The 21,994-nt window shown below is 61.2% G+C and carries 19 protein-coding genes; 8 read left to right on the top strand and 11 right to left on the bottom strand.

Annotated elements, in window-relative coordinates; translation table 11 throughout:
* Nucleotides 1-51 precede the first annotated feature (51 nt).
* Entirely contained in the window at nt 52-1,062 is a 1,011-nt protein-coding gene (locus tag JL39_RS07655) for an NAD-dependent epimerase/dehydratase family protein (RefSeq protein ID WP_037148643.1), read from the top strand.
* A gap of 191 nt (nt 1,063-1,253) precedes the next feature.
* Here JL39_RS07655 and JL39_RS07650 read toward each other — a convergent pair whose 3' ends face one another.
* The 4 genes from JL39_RS07650 to trxB all read right to left on the bottom strand — a co-directional run bounded on the left by JL39_RS07650 (nt 1,254) and on the right by trxB (nt 5,198).
* Nucleotides 1,254-2,375 carry an alkene reductase gene (locus tag JL39_RS07650; protein ID WP_037147968.1) on the bottom strand — a complete coding sequence of 374 codons (1,122 nt, stop codon included), beginning with the start codon at nt 2,373-2,375 and terminating at the stop codon, nt 1,254-1,256.
* 41 nt (nt 2,376-2,416) lie between these two features.
* On the bottom strand, nt 2,417-2,713 hold the full coding sequence (locus JL39_RS07645; protein WP_037147966.1) for a metalloregulator ArsR/SmtB family transcription factor: 297 nt from the start codon (nt 2,711-2,713) through the stop codon (nt 2,417-2,419).
* A gap of 598 nt (nt 2,714-3,311) precedes the next feature.
* Nucleotides 3,312-4,208 (bottom strand): LysR family transcriptional regulator VtlR, encoded by an 897-nt coding sequence (locus JL39_RS07640; RefSeq protein ID WP_037148640.1) that lies wholly within the window; start codon nt 4,206-4,208, stop codon nt 3,312-3,314.
* A gap of 15 nt (nt 4,209-4,223) precedes the next feature.
* Entirely contained in the window at nt 4,224-5,198 is a 975-nt protein-coding gene (trxB, locus tag JL39_RS07635) for a thioredoxin-disulfide reductase (RefSeq protein WP_037147964.1), read from the bottom strand.
* 218 nt (nt 5,199-5,416) lie between these two features.
* Here trxB and JL39_RS07630 point away from each other — a divergent pair, with 218 nt between their 5' ends.
* The 4 genes from JL39_RS07630 to JL39_RS07615 are packed head-to-tail and all read left to right on the top strand — an operon-like array spanning nt 5,417 to nt 8,767.
* Nucleotides 5,417-5,884, top strand: a complete 468-nt coding sequence (locus JL39_RS07630) for an Lrp/AsnC family transcriptional regulator (protein WP_037147962.1) — start codon at nt 5,417-5,419, stop codon at nt 5,882-5,884.
* Nucleotides 5,885-5,892: 8 nt separating this feature from the next.
* A complete protein-coding gene (locus JL39_RS07625) occupies nt 5,893-6,702 on the top strand; it encodes a glycosyltransferase family 2 protein (RefSeq protein ID WP_037147960.1) in 810 nt (269 codons plus the stop codon).
* A gap of 14 nt (nt 6,703-6,716) precedes the next feature.
* A complete protein-coding gene (locus JL39_RS07620) occupies nt 6,717-7,748 on the top strand; it encodes a glycosyltransferase (RefSeq protein WP_037147958.1) in 1,032 nt (343 codons plus the stop codon).
* Nucleotides 7,745-8,767, top strand: a complete 1,023-nt coding sequence (locus JL39_RS07615) for a glycosyltransferase (RefSeq protein WP_037147956.1) — start codon at nt 7,745-7,747, stop codon at nt 8,765-8,767. Before JL39_RS07620 ends, JL39_RS07615 begins: the two co-directional genes overlap by 4 nt.
* On the opposite strand, the gene JL39_RS07610 is transcribed toward JL39_RS07615, so the two are convergent.
* From JL39_RS07610 to JL39_RS07585, 6 genes are all read right to left on the bottom strand, one after another.
* Nucleotides 8,751-9,809: a glycosyltransferase family 4 protein gene (locus JL39_RS07610; protein WP_037148638.1), complete on the bottom strand. Its 1,059-nt coding sequence runs from the start codon at nt 9,807-9,809 to the stop codon at nt 8,751-8,753. The genes JL39_RS07615 and JL39_RS07610 overlap by 17 nt on opposite strands.
* Nucleotides 9,810-9,851: 42 nt before the next feature.
* Nucleotides 9,852-10,328 carry a transcription elongation factor GreA gene (greA, locus tag JL39_RS07605; RefSeq protein WP_037147954.1) on the bottom strand — a complete coding sequence of 159 codons (477 nt, stop codon included), beginning with the start codon at nt 10,326-10,328 and terminating at the stop codon, nt 9,852-9,854.
* Between the two features lie 321 nt (nt 10,329-10,649).
* A complete protein-coding gene (locus tag JL39_RS07600; RefSeq protein ID WP_037147952.1) occupies nt 10,650-11,858 on the bottom strand; it encodes a DUF2235 domain-containing protein in 1,209 nt (402 codons plus the stop codon).
* Nucleotides 11,859-12,029: 171 nt separating this feature from the next.
* Complete coding sequence (locus JL39_RS07595) at nt 12,030-13,316, bottom strand: UDP-N-acetylglucosamine 1-carboxyvinyltransferase (protein WP_037147949.1); 1,287 nt, start codon at nt 13,314-13,316, stop codon at nt 12,030-12,032.
* An 8-nt stretch (nt 13,317-13,324) separates the two neighbouring features.
* Complete coding sequence (gene carB / locus JL39_RS07590; RefSeq protein WP_037147947.1) at nt 13,325-16,810, bottom strand: carbamoyl-phosphate synthase large subunit; 3,486 nt, start codon at nt 16,808-16,810, stop codon at nt 13,325-13,327.
* Nucleotides 16,811-16,964: 154 nt separating this feature from the next.
* Nucleotides 16,965-17,774, bottom strand: coding sequence for a LytTR family DNA-binding domain-containing protein (locus JL39_RS07585; protein ID WP_037147945.1), 810 nt, complete (start codon nt 17,772-17,774; stop codon nt 16,965-16,967).
* 103 nt (nt 17,775-17,877) lie between these two features.
* On the opposite strand from JL39_RS07585, the gene JL39_RS07580 reads away from it, so the two are divergent.
* From JL39_RS07580 to JL39_RS07570, 3 genes are all read left to right on the top strand, one after another.
* Entirely contained in the window at nt 17,878-18,360 is a 483-nt protein-coding gene (locus JL39_RS07580) for a DUF2306 domain-containing protein (RefSeq protein ID WP_037147943.1), read from the top strand.
* 143 nt (nt 18,361-18,503) lie between these two features.
* Nucleotides 18,504-19,730 (top strand): MFS transporter, encoded by a 1,227-nt coding sequence (locus tag JL39_RS07575; RefSeq protein WP_037147941.1) that lies wholly within the window; start codon nt 18,504-18,506, stop codon nt 19,728-19,730.
* A 95-nt stretch (nt 19,731-19,825) separates the two neighbouring features.
* Nucleotides 19,826-20,728 (top strand): neutral zinc metallopeptidase, encoded by a 903-nt coding sequence (locus tag JL39_RS07570; protein ID WP_037147939.1) that lies wholly within the window; start codon nt 19,826-19,828, stop codon nt 20,726-20,728.
* Between the two features lie 744 nt (nt 20,729-21,472).
* Here JL39_RS07570 and JL39_RS07565 read toward each other — a convergent pair.
* The gene (locus JL39_RS07565) at nt 21,473-21,955 is read right to left on the bottom strand and encodes an SRPBCC family protein (protein WP_037147937.1); all 483 of its coding nucleotides are present in this window, start codon (nt 21,953-21,955) and stop codon (nt 21,473-21,475) included.
* Nucleotides 21,956-21,994 lie beyond the last annotated feature (39 nt).

Here is a 21,994-nt window from a genome sequence, read left to right as displayed (position 1 = left end):
AAACCGCGCGATATTCCAGCCATCGAAACCGCACTGAAAAGGAATATCGCCATGACCAATATCTCGATCGCCAAACCGGTCGCTCTTGTCCTCGGTGCCACCGGCGGCATTGGCGGCTATGTGGCGCGCGGACTCGTAGCCCGCGGCTGGACTGTTCGCGCGTTGAACCGAAAGGCCGACGAAGCTACCCGGCGCGAGCCGCGTTTCCATTGGATCCAAGGCGATGCGATGAGTGCCGCCGATGTTCGTCGCGCTGCCCAGGACGTCAGGCTGATCGTCCACGCCGTCAATCCGCCGGGCTACAAGGACTGGGAAAAGCTGGTCCTGCCGATGCTGGACAATACGGTCGCGGCGGCAAGAGACGTAGGTGCCCGCATCCTGCTGCCGGGTACGGTCTATAACTACGGGCCGGACGTCTTTCCGAACGTTACCGAGGAAAGCCCGCAAAACCCTGTCACCCGCAAGGGAAAGATCCGCGTCGAGATGGAGCGTCGACTGAAGGCGGCTTCGGAGGAGGGCGTGCCGGTGCTGATCGTGCGGGCCGGCGATTATTTCGGTCCCGGCGCGGGCAATAGCTGGTTCGGCCAGGGACTGGTGAAGGCCGGCAAGCCGGTGACGTCCGTCAGCCGGCCGAATGCCAGGGACGTCGGCCATCAATGGGCCTACCTCCCGGATGTCGCGGAAACCATGCTGCGCCTGATCGGCAGGGAGAGTGAATTGCCGCGTTTTACGCTCTTCCACATGAACGGGTTCTGGGATGAGGGCGGTCGTGAAATGATCGCAGCGATCGGTCGTGTCGTCGGTAGGAAACCGAAGGTCAAGGCCTTCCCCTGGTGGCTGCTGACGCTTGCGTCACCCTTCGTGCCCCTGTTCCGCGAGCTCGGCGAGATGCGTTACCTTTGGAAGATGCCGGTCCGGATGCGCAACGACAAGCTTCTGGCGTTCCTCGGGGAGGAGCCGTCGACGCCGATCGATGAGGCGGTCAGGGCGGCGCTTATCGACCTTGGGTGCCTGGAAGCGAAGCTGGCCAAGGGGGCAAAGCCGGTGGCACTGCTGGCCTAACGAAAAAGGGCCTGCTGACTGCTCTTGGGAAGGCCGTCGGCTGTTCCTTCGTCATCCTCGGGCTTGACCCGAGGATCTACAAACGGTCGATGTGGGCAAGTCCTCGGGACAAGCCCGAGGATGACGCCGAGTGAGATGCGAGGTTTAGTCACCAGCGAAAGGGCCTCATGGCGCGGCCCCTCGCTTTCCTATCAAGCGACGGCTTCGAGCGCGGGATAATCGGTATACCCCTTTGCGCCGCCGCCATAGAAGGTGGCCTTGTCCGGCTCATTGAGAGGCGCATTCTGCCGGAGCCGATCAACGAGGTCCGGATTGGCAAGGAACAGCTTGCCGAAGGCGACCGCATCGGCATATCCGCTCTCGACCGCCTCGATGGCGCTTTCGCGATCGTATCCGTTATTGACCAGCCAGCCGCCGGTGCCGCCGGCCTTGCGATAGACGGCCTTGAGCTCCTGATAATCGAAGGGCTTGTCGCCCTGGAAGAAATCGCGATCACCCCCGGTTGCGCCCTCGATCACATGGATGAAGGCGAGGCCGCGCGGGCCGAGCTGTTTGGCCACGTAGTTGAAGAGGGGCTGCGGATCGGTCTCGGTGATGCCGTTGCCCGGGGTAACCGGCGACAGCCGGATGCCGACCCGGCCGGCGCCGATTTCCCTGGTGACCGCATCGACGACCTCCAGCAGGAAGCGAGCGCGGTTCTCGATCGAGCCGCCATAGTCGTCGGTGCGCTGATTGGCACCTGACTTCAGGAACTGGTCGATCAGGTAGCCGTTAGCGCCGTGCAGTTCGATGCCGTCGAAGCCGGCATCGATTGCGGCGCGGGCACCCTTGCGGAAATCGTCGACGATACCGGCGATTTCGGAGCGTTCGAGCGCCCGTGGCGCAGAGGTTTCGACAAAGGCGCCGCTGCCGTTCGGATTGATGATGTAGGTTTTCGTACCGGCTGGGATGGCGGAGGGGGCAACGGGCGCAGCACCGTTCGGCTGCAGCGAGACGTGGGAGACACGGCCGACATGCCAGATCTGGGTGACGATCCTGCCGCCTTTCCTGTGAACGGCATCAGTGACCTTCTGCCAGCCCTCGACTGCCTGCGGCAGGTAAAGACCCGGGACATCGGCATAACCCTGGCCCTGCTGGGTGACAGGCGTTCCCTCGGTGATGATCAGGCCGGCCGTAGCACGTTGCTCGTAATAGGTGACGTTGAGATTGTTCGGAATTGCCTTCGGCGATCGGTTACGGGTGAGCGGTGCCATGACGATGCGGTTGGCGAGTTCGATGTCGCCGAATTTGGTCGGATCAAAAAGATTGGCCATCGGAAATTCCTTTTTTTGCACTTGGGAGGATTGAGCCGGCATCAGAGGGTTGACCTGAGCTCGTCGAGAAAGGCCGCAATGGTTTCCTCATTGCGGTGGTAGAACGCCCATTGGCCGACGCGATCGATCTTCAGCAATCCAGCCTTTTCGAGCGTCGAAAGATGCGCGGAGACCGTCGATTGGGAGAGGCCGCAGCGCTTTTCGAACTGGTTGGCGCAGATACCCATTTCGAGCGGATGCGCCTGATCTGAGAAATGGCGCTCGGGCTCCTTCATCCATTCCAGGAATTCGACCCGGGTCGGATGCGCCAGCGCCTTCAGGATTTCCGTCTTGTCCATCTGAGGATCCGTATCGGAGTTTACCGATATATAGATCGTCCAATGACGATTTAAAGGAAGGCGTTTGCGAAAAACGAAAGTCCGTAAAAAAAAATGGGCCGCCGGATCGCTCCAGGGCCCTTTCAGTTGTGAAGGTCAAAACCTCCAGAGGGGAACAGCCAGCGCAGACGACTGGGATGTCGTCGGGAGGCGCCAGCTACCAGAGTATATGGGGAAGGGCAGACCGCTCGACAAGGGTGCGGATGGAATATTGAACAGAGGTTTTGAGACGGGAGAAAAAAGAGCTCGCTGCACGCAGGGCAAAAAAAGAGGGCCACCGGATCGCTCCAGGGCCCTATAAGTGTGAAGGTCAAAAAACCTCCAGAGGGGAACAGCTGCTGCGGTGGAACTGGGAGGAAAAAGCCACCATGTGCATCAGCTGTGTGCGATATGGTGGTTTTTTGTGCAGTGAACAATGCCCTTTTGTGCAGGCCAGCCATGCGCAACATGCAATGCTGCAATCGGAAGATCTCGGCAAACACATATCAGGCAACGCTAGGGCGCTGGAATCCTTCAGGTTTAAAGGGCTTGAGGCGCATCTGAACCGCCTGATCGGTGCTCAGAAATTCCAGTTGCGGGCCTTGCCGACGACGAAATCACGAAAGACTTTGAGCTTCGCGGCGTTCTTCATTTCATCCGGATAGCAAAAATAGGTATCGAAGGATGGAATATCCGCATTGATCGCGAGCTGAATCAGTCCAGGGTCGCGGCCGACGATGTAATCCGGCAGGCAGGCTATCCCGATTCCCAGCAGGCAGGCCCGCTTGATCGAGGTCTGGCTGTTGATCTGCAGATGCGGCGTGCGCGTGTTGTCCGACGAGCGGCCGGCATATTCCAGCCAGTTGACGTCGAGCAGATAGCTCGGCGCCGGTTCGCCGAACGTGATGATGCGGTGATTGTCGAGATCCTCGATCGACTGCGGCTCCCCATAGCGATTGATGTAGGAGGGGGCGGCATAGACGTGCATGTGCACGGTGAAGAGCTTGCGCTGGATGAGGTCGGACTGTTGCGGCTGACGGAGCCGGATCGCGCAGTCCGCATGGCGCATGTTCACATCCAGTTCCTCGTTGTCGAGGATGAGCTGGATCGACATTTCCGGATAGAGCTGAAGGAACTCCTGCACCTTGTCGGTCAGCCAGCCCTGGCCAAGGCCGACCGTCGTGGTGACGCGCAGCTTGCCGGACGGCTTCTCCGTCGTCTCGGTGAGCTGCATCTTGACTGTTTCGAGCTTCAGCAAGACGTCATGCGCGGTGCGGTAAAGGAGTTCGCCCTGCTCCGTGAGGATCAGGCCGCGCGCGTGGCGATGGAAGAGTTTTACCCCGACATCCTGTTCCAGCGCGCTGACCTGACGGCTGATCGCCGACTGGGAAAGGTGAAGCTTGTCCGCCGCGTGGGTGAACGAACCAGCCTCCGCCGCAGCGTGAAAAATGCGCAATTTATCCCAATCAAGCGGCATACCCATCCCTGAACGTCACTCCGCGGCCACGGCCACCGGCTGGAGACCGGCGAGATAACGCTCAGCTTCCAGAGCTGCCATGCAGCCCATGCCGGCAGCGGTGACCGCCTGGCGGAAGGTGTCGTCCGTCACGTCGCCGGCCGCAAAGACGCCGGGCACGTCGGTCGCGGTGGAGTCCGGTGCCGTCCACAAATAGCCGTTCGGCTTCGTCTTCAGCTTGCCCTTGAAGAGTTCGGTCGCCGGCGCATGGCCGATCGCCACGAAGACGCCATCGATCGGCCGCTCGGTGATCGCGCCCGTTTCAGTGTTGCGCAGCTTCACGCCCTCGACGGATGGCGGCAGTGGCGCCTTGGCCGGCTTGCCGGTGATTTCGGCCACTTCCGTGTTCCACAGCACGCTGACATTCGGACGCTGGAAAAGGCGTTCCTGCAGGATTTTTTCGGAGCGGAAACTATCGCGGCGGTGGACCACAGTCACGGATCTGGCGATATTCGAGAGATAGAGCGCTTCCTCGACCGCGGAATTGCCGCCGCCGACCACGATCACATCCTTGTTGCGGTAGAAGAAACCGTCGCAGGTGGCGCAGGCGGAGACCCCGAATCCCTGGAAATGCTGCTCGCTTTCAAGACCGAGCCATTTCGCCTTGGCACCGGTGGCGATGATGAGTGTATCGGCGGTCCAGACGGCGCCGGAATCCGTGCGGACAGTGAACGGCTGGTGGTCGAGCTCGACCTCGGTCACGAGATCGTTGACGATTTCTGTCCCCACATGCGTCGCCTGTTTCAGCATCTGCTCCATCAGCCAGGGCCCCTGAATCGGATCGCCGAAGCCGGGATAGTTCTCCACATCCGTGGTGATCATGAGCTGTCCGCCCTGTTCCAGGCCGGCGATCAGCACGGGTTTCAGCATGGCGCGTGCCGCATAGATTGCGGCGGTGTAACCGGCCGGGCCGGAACCGATGATCAAAACCTCCGTGTGACGGGCGGACATATGCAGTTTCCTTTCAAAGACCGATCGACTCATGTTTTTTCAGCCCACATATAGGGGGTCGATTTCCGGTCTGCCGCTTTAAAACGTCATCTAAGATCGATCCATGCAGGAATGCAAGGGCAGCTTTGCATTAACAACAGATCAGTTGGCATGCAGGGCCATGATCCTTGCGTTAAATGCCGTTTCCGCTAAAAGCCTTTCGACAAAAGGGGAAAGCCGTGCTTCGTGCCGATCTGGACGCCATTGATATCAAAATCCTCAGAGAGCTTCAGCGCGACGGGCGAATGACGAATGTCGAGCTCGCGGAACGTGTGGGCATCTCCGCGCCGCCGTGCCTGCGCCGGGTGCGCAAGCTCGAGGAAGCCGGCATCATCGAGGGTTATCACGCGCTTCTGAACGGCCCGAAGCTCGGCTTCGATCTCGTCGCCTTCTGCATGGTTGGGCTGAAGCGCCAGTCGGATGCGGATCTCAAGGCCTTCGCTTCCAAGGTGCAGCAATGGCCGCTGGTGCGCGAGGCCTGGATGGTCAACGGAGACAGCGATTTCCTGCTGCGCTGCACGGCGCAGAACCTCACCGTCTTCCAGGATTTTGTCATCGAGGTCCTGACGGCGGACGAACATGTGGATACCGTCCGCACCATGCTGACGATCCGGCAGGTGAAACAACTCGGCCTCGTGGAAATCTGAGTTCGGCAATGGCCAGGCTTCCGATCTCCGCATTCATCATCTGCCAGAACGAGGAAGCCTATCTCGGCAACTGCATCGAGAGCCTCGTCGACTTCGCCGATATCGTCATCGTCGATTCTGGATCTACGGACGGAACGATCGATCTGGTCCAGTCCTATATCGACAAAGGTTGGCCGATCCGGCTTTTCCATGAGAAATGGCGTGGATACGCGGGGCAGAAGCAGTTCGCGCTGGAGCAGTGCGGGGAGCCGTGGTGTTTCAGCATCGATTCGGATGAGCGGCTGGACGTATCCCTGCGGAAGCTCCTGCCGGAGCTTGTCGCGGCTCCCATGGAGATCGTCGGCTGGAAGATGGCGCGACGGCCCTATCTCATCGGTTACGGCTACACGCCCGAGAAGGTTCACGAGCGCAAGATCCTGCGGCTGATCCGCAAGGGAAGGGGCGCCTTCGACCTCGACCAGGCGGTGCATGAGGGTATCGTGCCGGACGGCAAGGTCGCCAGGACGAAGACTGGCAGCCTGCTGCACTACCGGCCGATCCTCATCGACGAACAGATCCTCAAGGAAAACAAGTATTCGACGCTCAAGGCGGACCAGAAATTCGCGGAGGGCAAGAAGCCGAGGCCGGTCAAGCTCTTCATTTCGCCGCTCCTCTATTTCTACCGGCTTTACCTGAGAAACGGTTTGTGGCGTTGCGGCGCGCCGGGGTTCATCGAGGCGATGACGGTCGCGGTCTACGCCTTCCTCACCGAGGCCAAGCTTTACCAACGCCAGGCGCTGACGGAGCGCCCCAATCGGGACGACGCGCCGACGCGCTGAAACGGGAGACACGCATGAAGGTCCTGCACATCCATTTCGGCAAGGAGGGCGGCGCGGAACGCTTTTTCGTCAATCTCGCCAACTCGCTGCACGAACGCGGCATCGAGCAGCGCATGCTGATCCGGCCGGGACGGACCTGGCAGAAGGATCTCGAGAAATGCGGCAAGGTTTATCTGGGCATATTCCGGCGCATCTCGCTGTCGCGCTTCTGGCTGTCGTTCCGCATGTGGAGAATCCTGCGCGAATACCAGCCCGATGTGATCATGACATGGCAATTAAGGGCGAGCCGCTTCATGCCCAACTACAAGAAGGCGCGGCGGATTTCCCGGCTCGGCGACTATCCGGAGCATCTGGGGTACTACCGGAATTCCGAAATCCTCGTCTGCCTGACGCCGGACGTGGCGGAGAAGGTACGCTCGTTCGGCTGGAAGCGGGGGCTGGAAGTCATCACGAATTTCACGCGGGCGGCTCCGGTGAGCCCGGTATCGCGGGAGAGACTTCAGACGCCGGCGGATGCCTTCGTGGTTCTGGGGCTCGGCCGCTTCGTGCCGAGAAAGGGTTTCGATACACTGATCCGCGCCATGACGAAGGCCGAGAATGCCTATCTCTGGCTGGTCGGCGACGGTCCGGAGCGGGAAAATCTCGAACGGCTGGTCGATGAGCTCGGTCTTCGGTCGCGCGTGCGCTTTGCCGGTTGGCAGACGAATGCCTATGCCTATATCGCCGCCGCCGATGTTTTTTCCATCGCCTCCCTGCACGAGCCACTCGGGAATGTCTGCCTCGAGGGCTGGGCGGCCGGAAAGCCGACCGTGTCGTCGCGGGCGGAAGGCCCCTCCTGGGCGATGACGAATGAGACGGATGCGCTCATGTATGATCCGGGCGACCATGACGGCCTGGCAACGGCGATCCGGCGCCTGATGGACGATCCGGCACTCAGGCAACGTCTTGTGGATGGAGGGCATCGCACCCTTCAGGAGCGGTTCTCGGAAAAGGCGATCACCGATGCCTATATCCGTCTGTTCGAAACCGGCTCAACCGCGTCATGAAGGTCCATCACTATCATTTCGGCAAGGATGGCGGCGCGGAACGCTTTTTCGTCCATCTCGTCAACGCGCTCGCGCGTCGCGGTGTCGAACAGCGCGCCATCATCAGACCCGGCCGTGTCTGGCGGAAAGATATCGAGGGCGTGGCGGAGATTATCGAAAGCAATTTTCGCAATCTCTCGCTCGATCGCCTCCTGCTGCCGGCGAAGGTCGCTCGACTGGCGAAGAAAGAAAAGCCGGATGCCTTGATGGCGTGGGCTCCACGCGCCAGCGAACTGATGCCGGCCTATCAAGGCTGCATCAAGATTTCACGACTGGGCGATTATCCGGCCAGGCTCAGTTACTTCAAGAACACGGATGTCATCGTCTGCAACACACCCGGCATTGCGGATCAGGTCCGGAAACTCGGCTGGACGCGCGGCATCGAGGTAATCTCCAATTTCACCAATGCGGATGCCATGCCGCTGGCCTCGCGTGCTTCGGCAGATACGCCGGAGGACGTGCCGGTCATCATGTCTATGGGCCGGTTCGTGAAGCGGAAGGGCTTTCACACGCTGGTCGATGCGATGGCCGCTGTACCGGATGCGTATTTGTGGCTGGCTGGCGACGGCGAGGAACAGGAGGCCCTGGAAGCGCAGGTCAGGGAACGGGGCATGACCGGGCGCGTGCGCTTCCTTGGCTGGCAGAAGGATGCAAGGCCCTACGTTGCCGCGGCCGATATCTTCGTCATGCCGTCCAGCCATGAGCCGCTCGGCAATGTCATCCTGGAGGCCTGGGCGCAGAAACGACCGGTCGTTTCGTCACGCTCGGAGGGGCCGACCTGGTTCATGCGCGACGGCGAAAACGGACTGCTGGTCGATATCGACGACACCGCCGGATTTTCGCGGGCGATCTCAGAGCTGATCACTGACAGGGCGCTCGCCGCGACGGTCGCAGAAGGTGGATACAAAACGCTGATGCAGCAGTTTTCCGAGGAGGCGGTTGCCGGCGCTTATATGGAGCTTTTCACGCGGAAGCCGTGATCCGGTAGATATTGCCGAGGCGTTTTGCCTCGCCCTCGATGCTGAAATTCGCGACCGCATGATCACGCGAGCGGATCGACGCGGCTTGCCGCCGCCCGTCATCATCCATGAAGAGGGCCGCGGCTTCGGCCATGGCATCGACGCTGCCGCGGTCGATGATCACACCGGTTTCATCTTCACCGATGACCAGAAGCTCCGGGAAGGCGCCGACATCGGTGGCGATCACCGGCACGGCCGTCGCCATGGCTTCGAGGGGGGTGAGCCCGAAGCCTTCCCAGCGCTGCGGGGCGATGAAGAGGTCGAGGGCGCGGTACCATTCGTTGATATTGGTGTGCTCGCCGACGAAGAGGATGCGGTCAGCGAGACCGGCGGCAGCGACCTTGTCCTTCAGGCCCTTCTCGAAATCCACATGCGGGCCGGTGGCGCGCCCGGCGACGATCGCCGCCCAGTCAGGCCGGTCGGGCAGCAGGCGGATCATCGAATCCACGAAGACATCCGTACCTTTCTGGTGCCGCACGCGGCCGAAGCAGCCGACGAATTTTTTCGCAGGATCGAGGCCGCGTGCTCGCCTGGCTTCAGCTTTGTCTCCGGGTGGTGAGAAGCGGTCAGTGTCGATGCCATGCAGGATGACCGTGTTCGGGACGGTAAGGTAATCGGCCGTCTTGCCGCAGACGGCAATCACATTGTCCATCTTCGAGATGAGCCATTTCGTCCAGCCGGTATGGCGGCGCTGCGAGGCCGAGGTGAAGACGATCTTCAGCGGCATGCGCAACACGTCGCGCATGAAAATCGCCGGCAGCATCTCGACATTGCGGCGGGCATGCCAGATGCGGAAACGTTTGCCGAGGGGCGGATGCCAGAGGGCGAGGAGATCGCGATATCGGATATGCGGCAGATCGGCAGGCAGGCCCGGCCCAAGCGCTGCAACCTTCTGGCCGAGCGACCTCTGGACCGGGATGAGCTGGATGATCGTCGACGTGACGCCGGAGAGGCGCCGCTTGAAATTCGGCGCGATCACTTCGACGTCGCGGATATCGATGATGGCGGGATCGCCGTTCTTTCCCCCCCTGTTTTCCAAAGGCGATCAGCCCCAGGAAACGGAGAGGATCTCGTAGCCCTTGGAGCCGCCGGGGGCGACCACTTCGATGGAATCGCCGGCTTCCTTGCCGATCATGGCGCGGGCGATCGGCGAAGAGATGGAGATGCGGCCTGCCTTCACATCGGCCTCCTGGTCGCCGACGATCTGATAGGTCTTTTCCTCGTCGGTATCCTCGTCGACAAGTTTCACGGTTGCGCCGAACTTGATCTTCGAGCCGGACATCTTGGAAAGATCGATCACCTCGGCGCGGGCCGTCAGGTCTTCGAGTTCGGTGATGCGGCCTTCATTGTGGCTCTGGGCCTCCTTGGCGGCATGGTATTCGGCATTTTCCGAAAGGTCGCCATGGGCGCGCGCTTCCGCAATTGCCTCGATGATACGGGGACGCTCCTCCTGCTGGCGCCAGCGCAGTTCTTCCTGCAGCTTGGCAAAACCGTTCTGCGTCATCGGTACCTTTTCAACCATTTCACTGTCCTTCAGACTCATGCCCGCGCGGATACCGCGGACACAAAAAGAAACAGGTTCCGGAGTAAAACTTCGGAACCATCGCAACATCAGAATTTGGGTCACTATAACAGAATTTCGACAGCAAACGCTAGGAATTTCGACACCCTGTCGGAGGAGTTCCCCACGCTCACATGAGAATCCAAAGCCGCCGTTTTGTCAATGACTTGACAAGCGGATGAAAGAACATTCGACGAACAAAGCGAGTGAGGAAATCGCCCGGATATCCGGGCCGGCGTTGCCGGATGCGGCTGTTTCCGCAGGGGTTGCAGGATGATGAGTTCAGGCAACGAATTGTGGATTGTCCGGCAGGTTGGGCGGATTGTAGCCGCCCGCATTCATGCGCGCCCTGACCGTTTCGTGGATCATCGCGCCCTCCGGCACCAGTCGCCAGTCGCCGAGCGGTATATAGAGCCTGCCCCGATGCCCGCGTTTGCGCCAGGAGGTCTCGGGTACGCGGCGCGGGGCATATTCGAGGACTTTCCAGCCGATCGTCATGGAATCATGGAGGGATGCCAGCGGATCGAGAGGAACGTATCTGTTGTCATTCCTGCCGAGCACGATGTTGTTGATCGTGCGCGTGACGTAGACGAGCCCTGCCGGCTCCGTCTCGCGGATCATCCAGTCGAGCGGTATTTTGATCTGGCCGCTTTCCTCTTCCGCGTATCCGCCGCCCACGTCGCCATGGACACCCGCGAACCAGACCTCCTTGAAATCCTGTGGCGCAGGGGGCTTCGGCTTGAAGGGGCTTCCCCAATACTCCTGTCCGGGCGTCCAGAGTTCGGGCTGGAACATGGTGCGCCGCTCGTCGATCGCCACCGCATGCCGCACCCATTCGACGCTGGGGTTCTTGCTGGTAAAGGGATGCGTCTTGAACTGGGGATACCACTTGCCCGGCTCGATGACCGAAGCCACCGTATCGAAGAGCCCGAGCAGCCTGATCGGCGGGCGATCGTTGCGGAGCATCCGCTCGTAGAGCCGCATGCTCAGGAAGGCTGATGACGATTCTCCCTCGCTGGCGGCATTTCCACCGCTCTCCTCCTGATCAGGAATGCCCTTGTAGGTCCTGTAGGCGTAATCGAGCAGATTGAGATGATATCTGGTCGTCAGGCCGAAAGCATGGATGAAGCCGGCCAGCACGCGCGCCGAATAGGCGCCGCGGCTGAAGCCGAAGATATAGATGCGGTCGCGGTCGGGATGGCGGCCATTGGCATCGGCAGGACCCTCGTCGTAGTTCTCGACCAGAAATCGGTAGGCTTGCTTGACGTTCTGGTCGAGGCCCCAGCCGGTCGCAAGCCCCCACACTTCAAAGGACTTCCGGTAGAATCTGGACCAGGCATTGGCCGCGCCGAAGGTGCCGACACCGGGGTCGTAATAGACGATCTGCTCGGCTGATCGCCTCAGCGTGCCGAACAGCCTCAGGATATTGGTCCGGTCCGCCGATATTTCGTTCGACGTGCCATCGAAGAGAATGACGATATTCTTGGACATGGCCGCCCCCGAATGCCAAGCGCAAGGTAGCATCCGGAGCAGCAAACTTCAATTCTGGGTAGATTGCTAGAATGCTCTCCGAATCTTGCAACTCAAAGCGGTAGCCCTTGCCTGGAAATACTCCTACGGTGCGTCAGGGCGCTGCATATCAGCCCCCGCCCGCGCAAGGGATTACTGCCAGCGCACCTCGGCGCCGAGTGCGGTAAGCTTCTCGACAAAATGCGGATAGGCGCGGCGGATCGGGTCGGCATTGCGGATGGTGGAGCGGCCATCGATTTGGATGGCGGCGATGAACAGCGCGAGCACCACGCGGATGATGTAAGGCGCCTCGACTGTGGCCGGGCGCAATTGGTTGCCGCCACAGACAATCAGACGATGCGGATCGGACAGATGCACCCGTGCACCGAATTTCAAAAGCTCGGAACTCCAACCGAGCGCGCCTTCGTAGACCTTGTTCCAGAACAGGATATCGCCAGTGCAGCCGACCGACACGCCAATCGCCTGCGGCAGGAGATCGGCAGGGAAATAGGGCCAGGGCGCGGCCTCGATCTTGGGCAGCATTTCCAGCGTGTAGGGTTCTGCGATCGAGCGCGTCCAGCCACTTGCGGTGATCGCTCCATCGCCGATTTCGAAGCGGAGGCCAAGCTTTTCGAACTGGCGCAGGATCAGCGGCATATGGCCGCCCATATCCGTTTCGACAGTCAGGCGTCCACCGGTGACGGCACCAATGGCCAGATAGGTTGCGACTTCATGGTGATCGTCGGGAACGCGTGCGACCGTGCCGCCGAGGCGATCGACACCGTGAATCGTAAGGCGCGATGTGCCGATACCTTCGATCTTGGCGCCCATGGCCAGCAGCATCTCGCACAGCGCTTGCACATGCGGTTCGGAGGCTGCATTGGTGAGTGTGGACGTGCCTTCTGCGAGCGCGGCGATCATCGCAAAGGTTTCCGTCGCCGTTACCGAAGCATAATCCGGCCACAGGTCCGCTCCGACCATCGCGCCTTGACGCTCGATCTCATAGGGATGATCGGCGACGATGCGACCGCCCAGCCTTTCGATGATGTCGAGATGCGGGTCGATCTCGCGCACACCCAGCGCGCAGCCCTTGGCGGTGGTGTCGAATGTCAGGCGACCGTTGCGCAGCAGGACCGGACCGAGGAGGAGCACGGCGGCGCGAATGCCGACCGGCAGTTGCGCCTGGCCGTTCTTGAAGGCTGCTGCATCATGCCTGATCGTCAGACGCTGACCATCCAGATCGCGGTCGATAGTCGAGCCCATCGCCGCGAAATACTGCAGCAATTTGTCGATGTCGCTGATCTCGGGCACATTCTCCAGTGTCACCGCCTCATCGGTCAGCAATGAAGCGCACAGCATCGGCAGGACGGCATTCTTGTTGCCGGAGGGCCGAACTGTTCCGGAGACTGGGCGCCCGCCGTCGATGATCAGGTCAGCCATCGGTTTTCCTAAAAATAGCTCTGCAACGGCCGGACTTCGAGATTGCCGGCCTTCAGCGCCTTGATGGCGAGTGCTGCCGCTTCGGCACCGGCCATGGTGGTGTAGTAGGGCACCTTCTGCATCAGCGTCGCGCGGCGCAACGATTTCGAATCCGAGATCGCCTTGTTGCCGTCGGTCGTGTTGATGACGAGCTGGACCTGGCGGTTGCGGATCGCATCCTCGATATGCGGACGGCCTTCGAGCACCTTGTTGATCTTGGTGGCCGTGATGCCGTGTTCGCCAAGGAAGCGGGCGGTACCGCCGGTTGCGAGCACCTTGAAGCCGATCTCCGTCAGGATGCGGATCGCCGGGAGTACGCGCGCCTTGTCTTCGTCGCGGACGGAGACGAAGACGGTGCCGTCGCGCGGCAGTTCGACATTGGCGCCGAGCTGGCTCTTGGCGAAGGCGAGCGCGAAATCCGTGTCGAGGCCGATGACTTCGCCGGTCGACCGCATCTCAGGACCCAGAAGCGTATCGACGCCGGGGAAGCGGGCGAACGGGAAGACGGCTTCCTTGACCGCGATATGCTTCAGCGCCCGCGGATCGGGCTTTTTGCCATAGGCGGCGAAGGTCGCGTCGAGCTTCTCGCCGGCCATGACGCGGGCGGCGATCTTGGCGATCGGTGCGCCGATGGTCTTGGCGACGAAGGGCACGGTGCGCGAGGCGCGCGGGTTGACTTCGAGCACGTAGATCGTGCCGTCCTTGATGGCGAACTGGACGTTCATCAGGCCGCCGACATTGAGCGCCTTCGCCATCGCCTTGGCCTGGCGTTCCAGCTCGTCGAGCGTCTCCTTCGAGAGCGAACGGGGCGGCAGCGAGCAGGCGCTATCGCCCGAATGGATGCCGGCCTCCTCGATATGCTCCATGATGCCGGCGACATAGACGTCCGTGCCGTCGGAAAGGCAGTCGACGTCCACTTCGATCGCATTGGTCAGGTAGCTGTCGAAGAGCAGCGGGTTCTTGCCGAGCAGAGTATTGATCTGGCCGGTCTTGTCGTTCGGGTAGCGCTGCTTGATGTCTTCCGGCACGAGGCCCGGAACGGTGTCGAGCAGGTAGGTCTGCAGCATCGATTCCGAATGGATGATCTGCATGGCGCGGCCGCCGAGCACGTAGGAAGGACGCACCACCAGCGGGAAGCCGATCTCGGCGGCGACGAGGCGTGCCTGTTCGACCGAATAGGCGATGCCGTTCCTCGGCTGGTTGAGGTCGAGCTTCATCAGCAGCTTCTGGAAGCGGTCGCGATCTTCGGCAAGGTCGATCATGTCGGGCGCTGTGCCGAGGATCGGGATGCCGTTCTTTTCGAGCGCTTCGGCGAGCTTCAGCGGCGTCTGGCCGCCGAACTGGACGATGACGCCGACGACTTCGCCCTTTTCCTGCTCGGCGCGCAGGATCTCGATCACGTCCTCTGCGGTCAGCGGTTCGAAATAGAGGCGGTCGGAGGTGTCGTAGTCGGTCGAGACGGTTTCCGGGTTGCAGTTGATCATGATCGCTTCATAGCCCGCATCCTTCAGCGCGAAGGCGGCGTGGCAGCAGCAATAATCGAACTCGATGCCCTGACCGATACGGTTCGGGCCGCCGCCGAGGATCACGACCTTCTTCCGAGCGGAGACTTCTGCTTCCGAACGGAGTGCGCCGACGAAAGGCGTCTCGTAGGTCGAGTACATGTAGGCGGTCGGCGAGGCGAACTCGGCGGCGCAGGTGTCGATGCGCTTGAAGACCGGGCGGACGCCGAGGCTGTTGCGCAGTTCGGCGACTTCCTTCGGGCGCTTGCCCGAGAGGCTCGCGAGGCGGGCGTCGGAGAAGCCCATGGCCTTCAGCATGCGCAGGTTTTCTGCGTCGGTCGGCAGGCCGTGCTCGCGGATGCGGGCCTCCATGTCGATGATCGCCTTAAGCTGGGCGATGAACCACGGGTCGATCTTGCAGGCCTCGTGAACTTCCGCCTCGGACATGCCCATGCGCAGCGCCTGGGCGACCATGCGCAGACGGTCCGGCGTCGGGGTGCCGATCGCGGCACGAATGGCATTGTGGCGGTCTTCGCCCTCTTCGAGGCCGGGGATTTCGATCTCATCGAGGCCGGTCAGCCCGGTTTCGAGGCCGCGCAAGGCCTTCTGCAGCGATTCCGCAAAGGTACGGCCGATCGCCATGACCTCGCCGACCGACTTCATCGCGGTGGTCAGGATCGGCTCGGCGCCAGGGAACTTCTCGAAGGCGAAGCGCGGGATCTTCGTCACGACATAGTCGATCGACGGTTCGAAGGAAGCGGGCGTCGCGCCGCCGGTGATGTCGTTTTCGAGCTCGTCCAGCGTATAGCCGACGGCGAGCTTCGCCGCGACCTTGGCGATCGGGAAGCCGGTCGCCTTCGAGGCCAGCGCCGAGGAGCGCGAGACGCGCGGGTTCATCTCGATGACGACGAGGCGGCCGTCCTTCGGGTTGACGGCGAACTGGACGTTGGAGCCGCCGGTCTCGACGCCGATCTCGCGCAGCACCGCGATCGAGGCATTGCGCATGATCTGGTATTCCTTGTCGGTCAGCGTCAGCGCCGGCGCAACCGTGATCGAATCGCCCGTGTGGACGCCCATCGGATCGATGTTCTCGATCGAGCAGATGATGATGCAGTTGTCCGCCTTGTCGCGGATCACTTCCATCTCATACTCTTTCCAGCCGAGCACGGATTCCTCGATCAGCACTTCGGTGGTCGGCGAGGCGTCGAGGCCGCCCGAGACGATCTCGAAGAATTCCGAGCGGTTGTAGGCGATGCCGCCGCCGGTGCCGCCGAGCGTGAAGGAGGGCCGGATGATCGCCGGAAGGCCGACATGATCGAGCGCCTGGGCGGCGATCGCCATGGCATGGTTCATATAGCGCTGCTTGCGGTCGCTCTCGCCGAGGTTCCACTGGTTTTCCAGCGCGTCGAGCGCCTTGTCGAGCTCGGCGCCGGAAAGGCTGTCGCGCAGCTTGGCGCGCTCGGCCTCATGGGTCTTGCGGTCGGCATCCTTGATGTCGGTGGCGTTGGCCAGCATCGATTTCGGCGTTTCGAGGCCGATGCGGGCCATGGCTTCACGGAAGAGGGCGCGGTCCTCGGCCATGTCGATCGCGGCGGGCTTGGCGCCGATCATCTCGACATTGTAGCGGTCGAGCACGCCCATGCGCTTCAGGGAGAGGGCAGTATTCAGCGCCGTCTGGCCGCCCATGGTCGGCAGCAGCGCGTCCGGGCGTTCCTTGGCGATGATCTTGGCGACGACCTCCGGCGTGATCGGCTCGACATAGGTCGCGTCGGCAAGGCCGGGATCGGTCATGATCGTCGCCGGGTTGGAATTGACCAGGATGACCCGGTAGCCTTCCTCCCGCAGCGCCTTGCAGGCCTGGGTGCCGGAATAGTCGAACTCGCATGCCTGGCCGATGACGATCGGGCCCGCGCCGATGATGAGGATCGATTTGATATCTTGGCGCTTGGGCATAGAAGTCTTTCCGCTTTTTTCCTGCGCGAAAAACCGGCCAGGGCGAAGATTTGCCGGCCGGGTGCGCAACTTAAGGTCTTTTCAGGCTAGAAGCGGCTTATAGGCAAATGTTTTTCCGAACGGAACCCCATAAATCGCCAAATCGACAGAATCCTTAAAGGTCTCCGAAGCGCGCCTTCGCCGTATCCATATTGGGCCGGCTGATGGGGACTTCCACGCCGTCCTTCATGACAACGAAGAGTTTGCCGCCATCGCGCCTCAGTTTCTCGACATGCTGATCCGCCACCCAATGCGACCGGTGAACCTGGAGTCCGGGCGTAGTGCCGAGCTCTCTCAAGGCATCCGCGAAGCGCAGCAGAATCAACTCCTGGCCGCGCGTCGTCACCACTTCCGTATAATGGTCCTGAACCGAGAGCCGAACGAGCGGGCCGCGATTTTGTGGTTTGAGGCGGCTGAGGATTTCCGGGTCCGCCAACGGTATCGACGCCGCCGGTGCGGGCGTTACCGGCGGCGGCGTCGAAACCTCGGCGATCTGCCGGTGCATGGCGGTATAAGTGAGCAGGCAGAAGAGGGCGCAAAGCGGCAGGGCCACCAGCGCCCGCTGCAGGCCGTTGTTCATCTCGTTCCACGCGCCGGAAAAGGCAAAGTCGATCACGCCGAGCGCAAAGCCGATCGGCACGGCAGCGAACAGTGAACCGATCATCATCCGCGCCAGCGTATGGCGAAGGCGATTGCGCAACAGCACTTCGGCGGTGACGGAAAGCCCGATGGCGATCGTCCAGGTGACCGCATGCACGATCAGCCAGTAACCGAGCCGGACGCCGAACATCATTCGTTCCGACGTGCCGTAGGGACCGCTGACCGCAAAGATGAGAACGATAAGCGCGAAGGTCGTCCAGAAGCGCCAGGAGCGGATGAACAGCTGCAATTCGCGAAGCGTGGAGCTGAAAAACGGGTGAATCACGAAGTTTATCCGCCGTCTGCGCCATTCCGGTTGAGGGTGGGTCAGTTGTGGCGGAAACAGGCGCCAAGTTCAATCGTTCGACGAATTCCATGAGGCGTTCTCCATGAATCTCCAGCCGCTTCTCGATTCCCCGCTTGCCGTGCAGATCCATGTGGCAGCCGTCCTGCCGGCCGCCGTGCTCGGCGCCTATATCCTCGTGAACCGCAAGGGCACGCCCGCACACCGGCTGCTCGGCAAGATCTGGATGGCGCTGATGGTCATCACCTCTTTCTCCAGTTTCTTCATCCACGAGATCAATTTGTTCTATGGCTTCAGCCCGATCCATCTGCTCTCGATCTTCGTGCTTGTCGGTGTCTGGCGGGCGATCAGCGCCGCGCGGGCCCACAATATCCGGGTGCATAAGGCGTCGGTAATCGGCATGTATATCGGCGGCATCGTGGGCGCCGGCCTGTTCACGCTCATTCCCGGGCGCATCATGAACGCCGTCGTCTTTTCCGGCGGGCCCGACTGGGGCCAGATGCTTGCCATTGCCTCGATCGCGGGGCTGCTGTTTTTGCAGCGCAAGCTTGCAGCGCGCGCGACTTGATTTCCGTCAAAAAAATTTCCGAACCGTACCGATAGCAGCCTTGCTGACATGGACAGGCTGGGCTTGCCGGATTAGTGCTGCAGGAAAGAAAACTGTAGCAACGGCCATCCAAGACGACGACCGCTTGCGCGGAGGAAACGACGATGGCCGATGCAACCTCAAAACCCGTCTCTGGCCCCACGATGGCAGCCGCCGCGGCTGACGTGACGGTGCTGCCGATCATCCTGGCAGTCAGCTTCTGCCATATGATCAACGACATCATGCAGTCGATGATCTCATCGATCTACCCGATGCTGAAGACGGATTACGCGCTGGATTTCTGGCAGATCGGCATCCTGACGCTGGCCTTCCAGTGCACGGCCTCGCTCCTCCAGCCGGTGATCGGCATCATTACCGACAAGAAGCCTTTTCCGTATTCGCTGCCGGTTGGCATGGGCTCGACCTTCATCGGCCTTTTCATGCTGGCGAGCGCGCATTCCTATGCCGTACTGGTGATCGCCGCCTCGCTGATCGGCATCGGCTCCGCCGTCTTCCATCCGGAATCATCGCGGGTCGCGCGGCTTGCCTCCGGAGGCCGTTATGGTTTCGCGCAGTCGGTCTTCCAGGTCGGCGGCAATTTCGGCCAGTCGATCGGCCCGCTGCTCGCAGCCTTCATCATTGTGCCGAACGGGCAGGGGAGTGTCGCCTGGTTCTCGATCGGCGCCATGCTCGGCATCATCATCCTCACCGGGGTGGCGCGCTGGTACAAGGCGCATATGATCGCCAACAAAGGGCGCAAGCGGGTGCTGAACGCCCACACCCTGTCAAGGCGGACGGTTACCATTGCGCTCGTGGTGCTGGCGCTTCTGACGTTCTCCAAGAATGCCTACATGGCGTCGATCGGCAGCTACTACACGTTCTTCGTCATCGAGCGTTTCGGCGTGACGGTTCAGCAGTCGCAGATCATGCTGTTCATCTTCCTGGGCGCCGTGGCGCTCGGCACCGTCATCGGCGGACCGATCGGCGACCGGTTCGGTTCGAAGGTGGTGATCTGGTTCTCCATTCTCGGCGTGCTGCCCTTCACGCTCGCCATGCCTTTCGCCAACCTGCCGGTGACGATCGCGCTCTCGGCCATCATCGGCTTCATCATGGCATCGTCCTTCCCGGCGATCGTCGTCATGGCGCAGGAACTGGTGCCGGGCCGGGTCGGTATGATCGCCGGTATCTTCTTCGGGATCGCCTTCGGGATCGGCGGCATTGCCGCTGCGGTACTCGGCATTTTCGCCGACCATTACGGCATCACATTCGTCTACACGGTCTGCGCCTTCCTTCCGGCGCTCGGACTGCTCACCGTCTTCCTGCCGGGCAAGAAGGCCCTCCGGGTCGCTTGAGGGCGGGCAACACAAAGACGGACGACCAATCTCGATTTTGCAGCGATATGCGCTATATCGCCCGATGAGCATATTCGCCAAAGGAGAACCGGGGAATGGAATGGAGAGGCCGCCGTCAATCGGATAACGTCGAGGACCGGCGTGGAGCTTCCATGGGTGGTTCCATGGGCCGGGGTGGTTTCCGCATCCCCGTGGGCGGCGGCGGACGCCGCGGCGGGGGCATCGGCATCGGCGGTATCGTCCTTATCCTGATCGTCTGCTGGATTGCCGGCATCAATCCGCTGACTCTGCTTTCGGGCGGCGATATCAACCTCGGCGGTTCCGGCTACGAGCAGCAGGCCGGCAGCCGGACGCCCGCCGACGACGATACCACTGCTTTCGTTCGTACCATCCTTGCCGAGACGGAAGATACCTGGAGCGGCATTTTCCAGGCCAACGGCGGCAGCTATCAAAAACCGACGCTGGTTCTGTTTTCCGGTCAGGTCAGTTCTGCCTGCGGTTTTGCATCCTCTGCGACCGGCCCATTCTATTGTCCCGGCGACCGCAAGGTCTATCTCGATACCGATTTCTTCCAGGAGCTCGAACAGCGTTTCGATGCGGCGGGCGATTTTGCCGAAGCCTATGTCATTGCGCATGAGATCGGCCATCATGTGCAGAACCTGCTTGGTATCCTGCCGCGCTTCAACCAAGCCCGCCAGCGCATGAGCGAAGTGGACGCCAACCAGATGTCGGTGCGCGTCGAATTACAGGCGGATTGCTTTGCCGGTGTGTGGGGCAAGTTTACCGAGCAGAAAGGCATGCTTGAACGCGGCGACCTGGAAGAGGCATTGAACGCCGCGCAGCAGATCGGCGATGATACGCTGCAGAAACGCAGTCAGGGCTATGTCGTGCCGGAAAGCTTCAATCACGGTACCTCGGCGCAGCGTATGCGCTGGTTTCAGCGCGGCTTCGACAGCGGCGACATGAAGGTCTGCGATACGTTTTCGGGCGATGTGTGAAAACTCCTCCAGGGACCGTTGCGAAGCTTCCTTTGAACCCCCTCTCTTGGAATTTCTAATACTTAGCTTTCAGCTAAGATATTGAAATTCCATTCTCCCCCGCCAAGGGGGAGATAGGGCATTTGCGGCTCTGCTTGCGTCCACCTTAGGGGGGCATTTTTGCGGCGGGTGATTGTGGCACCTCTACCTCTCCCTTGGCAGAAGAGGAAGAAAAATCAACATCTTAGCTGAAAGCTAAGTGCTAGATTTTCAGGTGAGGGGGTAAATTTGCGCCATCTTCATCCCCGCCCTCGAAACCTATGCCTAAAATCCCCTCGCTTCCGTCGCCGGAGTGTTTCGCGAGACGTTCGCGGGCAGGCGGGGGCCGGCGCTTCCATCGGAACCGTAACGTGCGGGGACGGTGGAAGAGGTGAAAGCCATGGAGGAGAGCGGGCGACAAACCCGATCGCCTCCTATCAAGCCTCCCCCTGGCCGCCGGGTCAGGTTCGGTTGAGCCGTGCAAGTGGCAAGACTTCTCGAAAGGAAGTCGCGAATGAAGCCACGCAGCGAGGCAAGGTGATCACCTGTAGGGGCCGGAAGCCCCGAGAGAACGCCGAAGGCCACGCACATGCGCAGCCAACTACATTATACATTGGGAGGTTTCGCATGTGCGTGGGGCTCTCCGATCTTTGACACACCACGGGCTGTTCCGCCGCGTGGAGACCTGGCATGCCCGCGAACGAGCCAGCACTCGCTGAAAGAGGATTACTTGTACATCCCCTCGCGCAGGTTGATGCCGTATTCCACATAGGCCTTCATGGCGCAGAGCATCTGCGACCAGCCCTGGCAATTGCCGTAGGAGGCCGCAAGCCCGCCGGGCGTTTCCCGCCAGCCCTCCTCGGCGATCGTCACGAGCGTACGGCTGCCATCCAGCGGCTCGAAGGTCATCGTCACCGTCGTCTTGTAATTGGCAGGCAGGACGTTTTCAGGCCCCTGTTCGGCCGGGTTGCCCTCCGTCGCATCCCATCGCAGGACGATTTTCCGGTTCTTCTCCACCTCGACGACATCGACCGGAAAGGCACCGGGAAAATCGTGAAAATCCCAGGTGACCGTGGCACCCGTTTCGAGCCGGCCTTCAGCGCCGCCGGTCGTGAAATAGCCCGAAAGCTCTTTCGGATCGACCACTGCCTCGAACACGTCCTCGACCGGTTTCGAAATCCGGCCCGACACTTTGAATTTCAGTTCCATGGTCTTCTTCTCCCTTGTTTTCCGCTTCTATCATGTTAT

Origin of the sequence: Rhizobium sp. YS-1r (genome assembly GCF_000757525.1) — a bacterium.
Taxonomy (GTDB): domain Bacteria; phylum Pseudomonadota; class Alphaproteobacteria; order Rhizobiales; family Rhizobiaceae; genus Neorhizobium; species Neorhizobium petrolearium.
The sequence above is the reverse complement of the archived record's forward strand: the minus strand, read 5'-3'. Positions and strand labels throughout refer to the sequence as shown.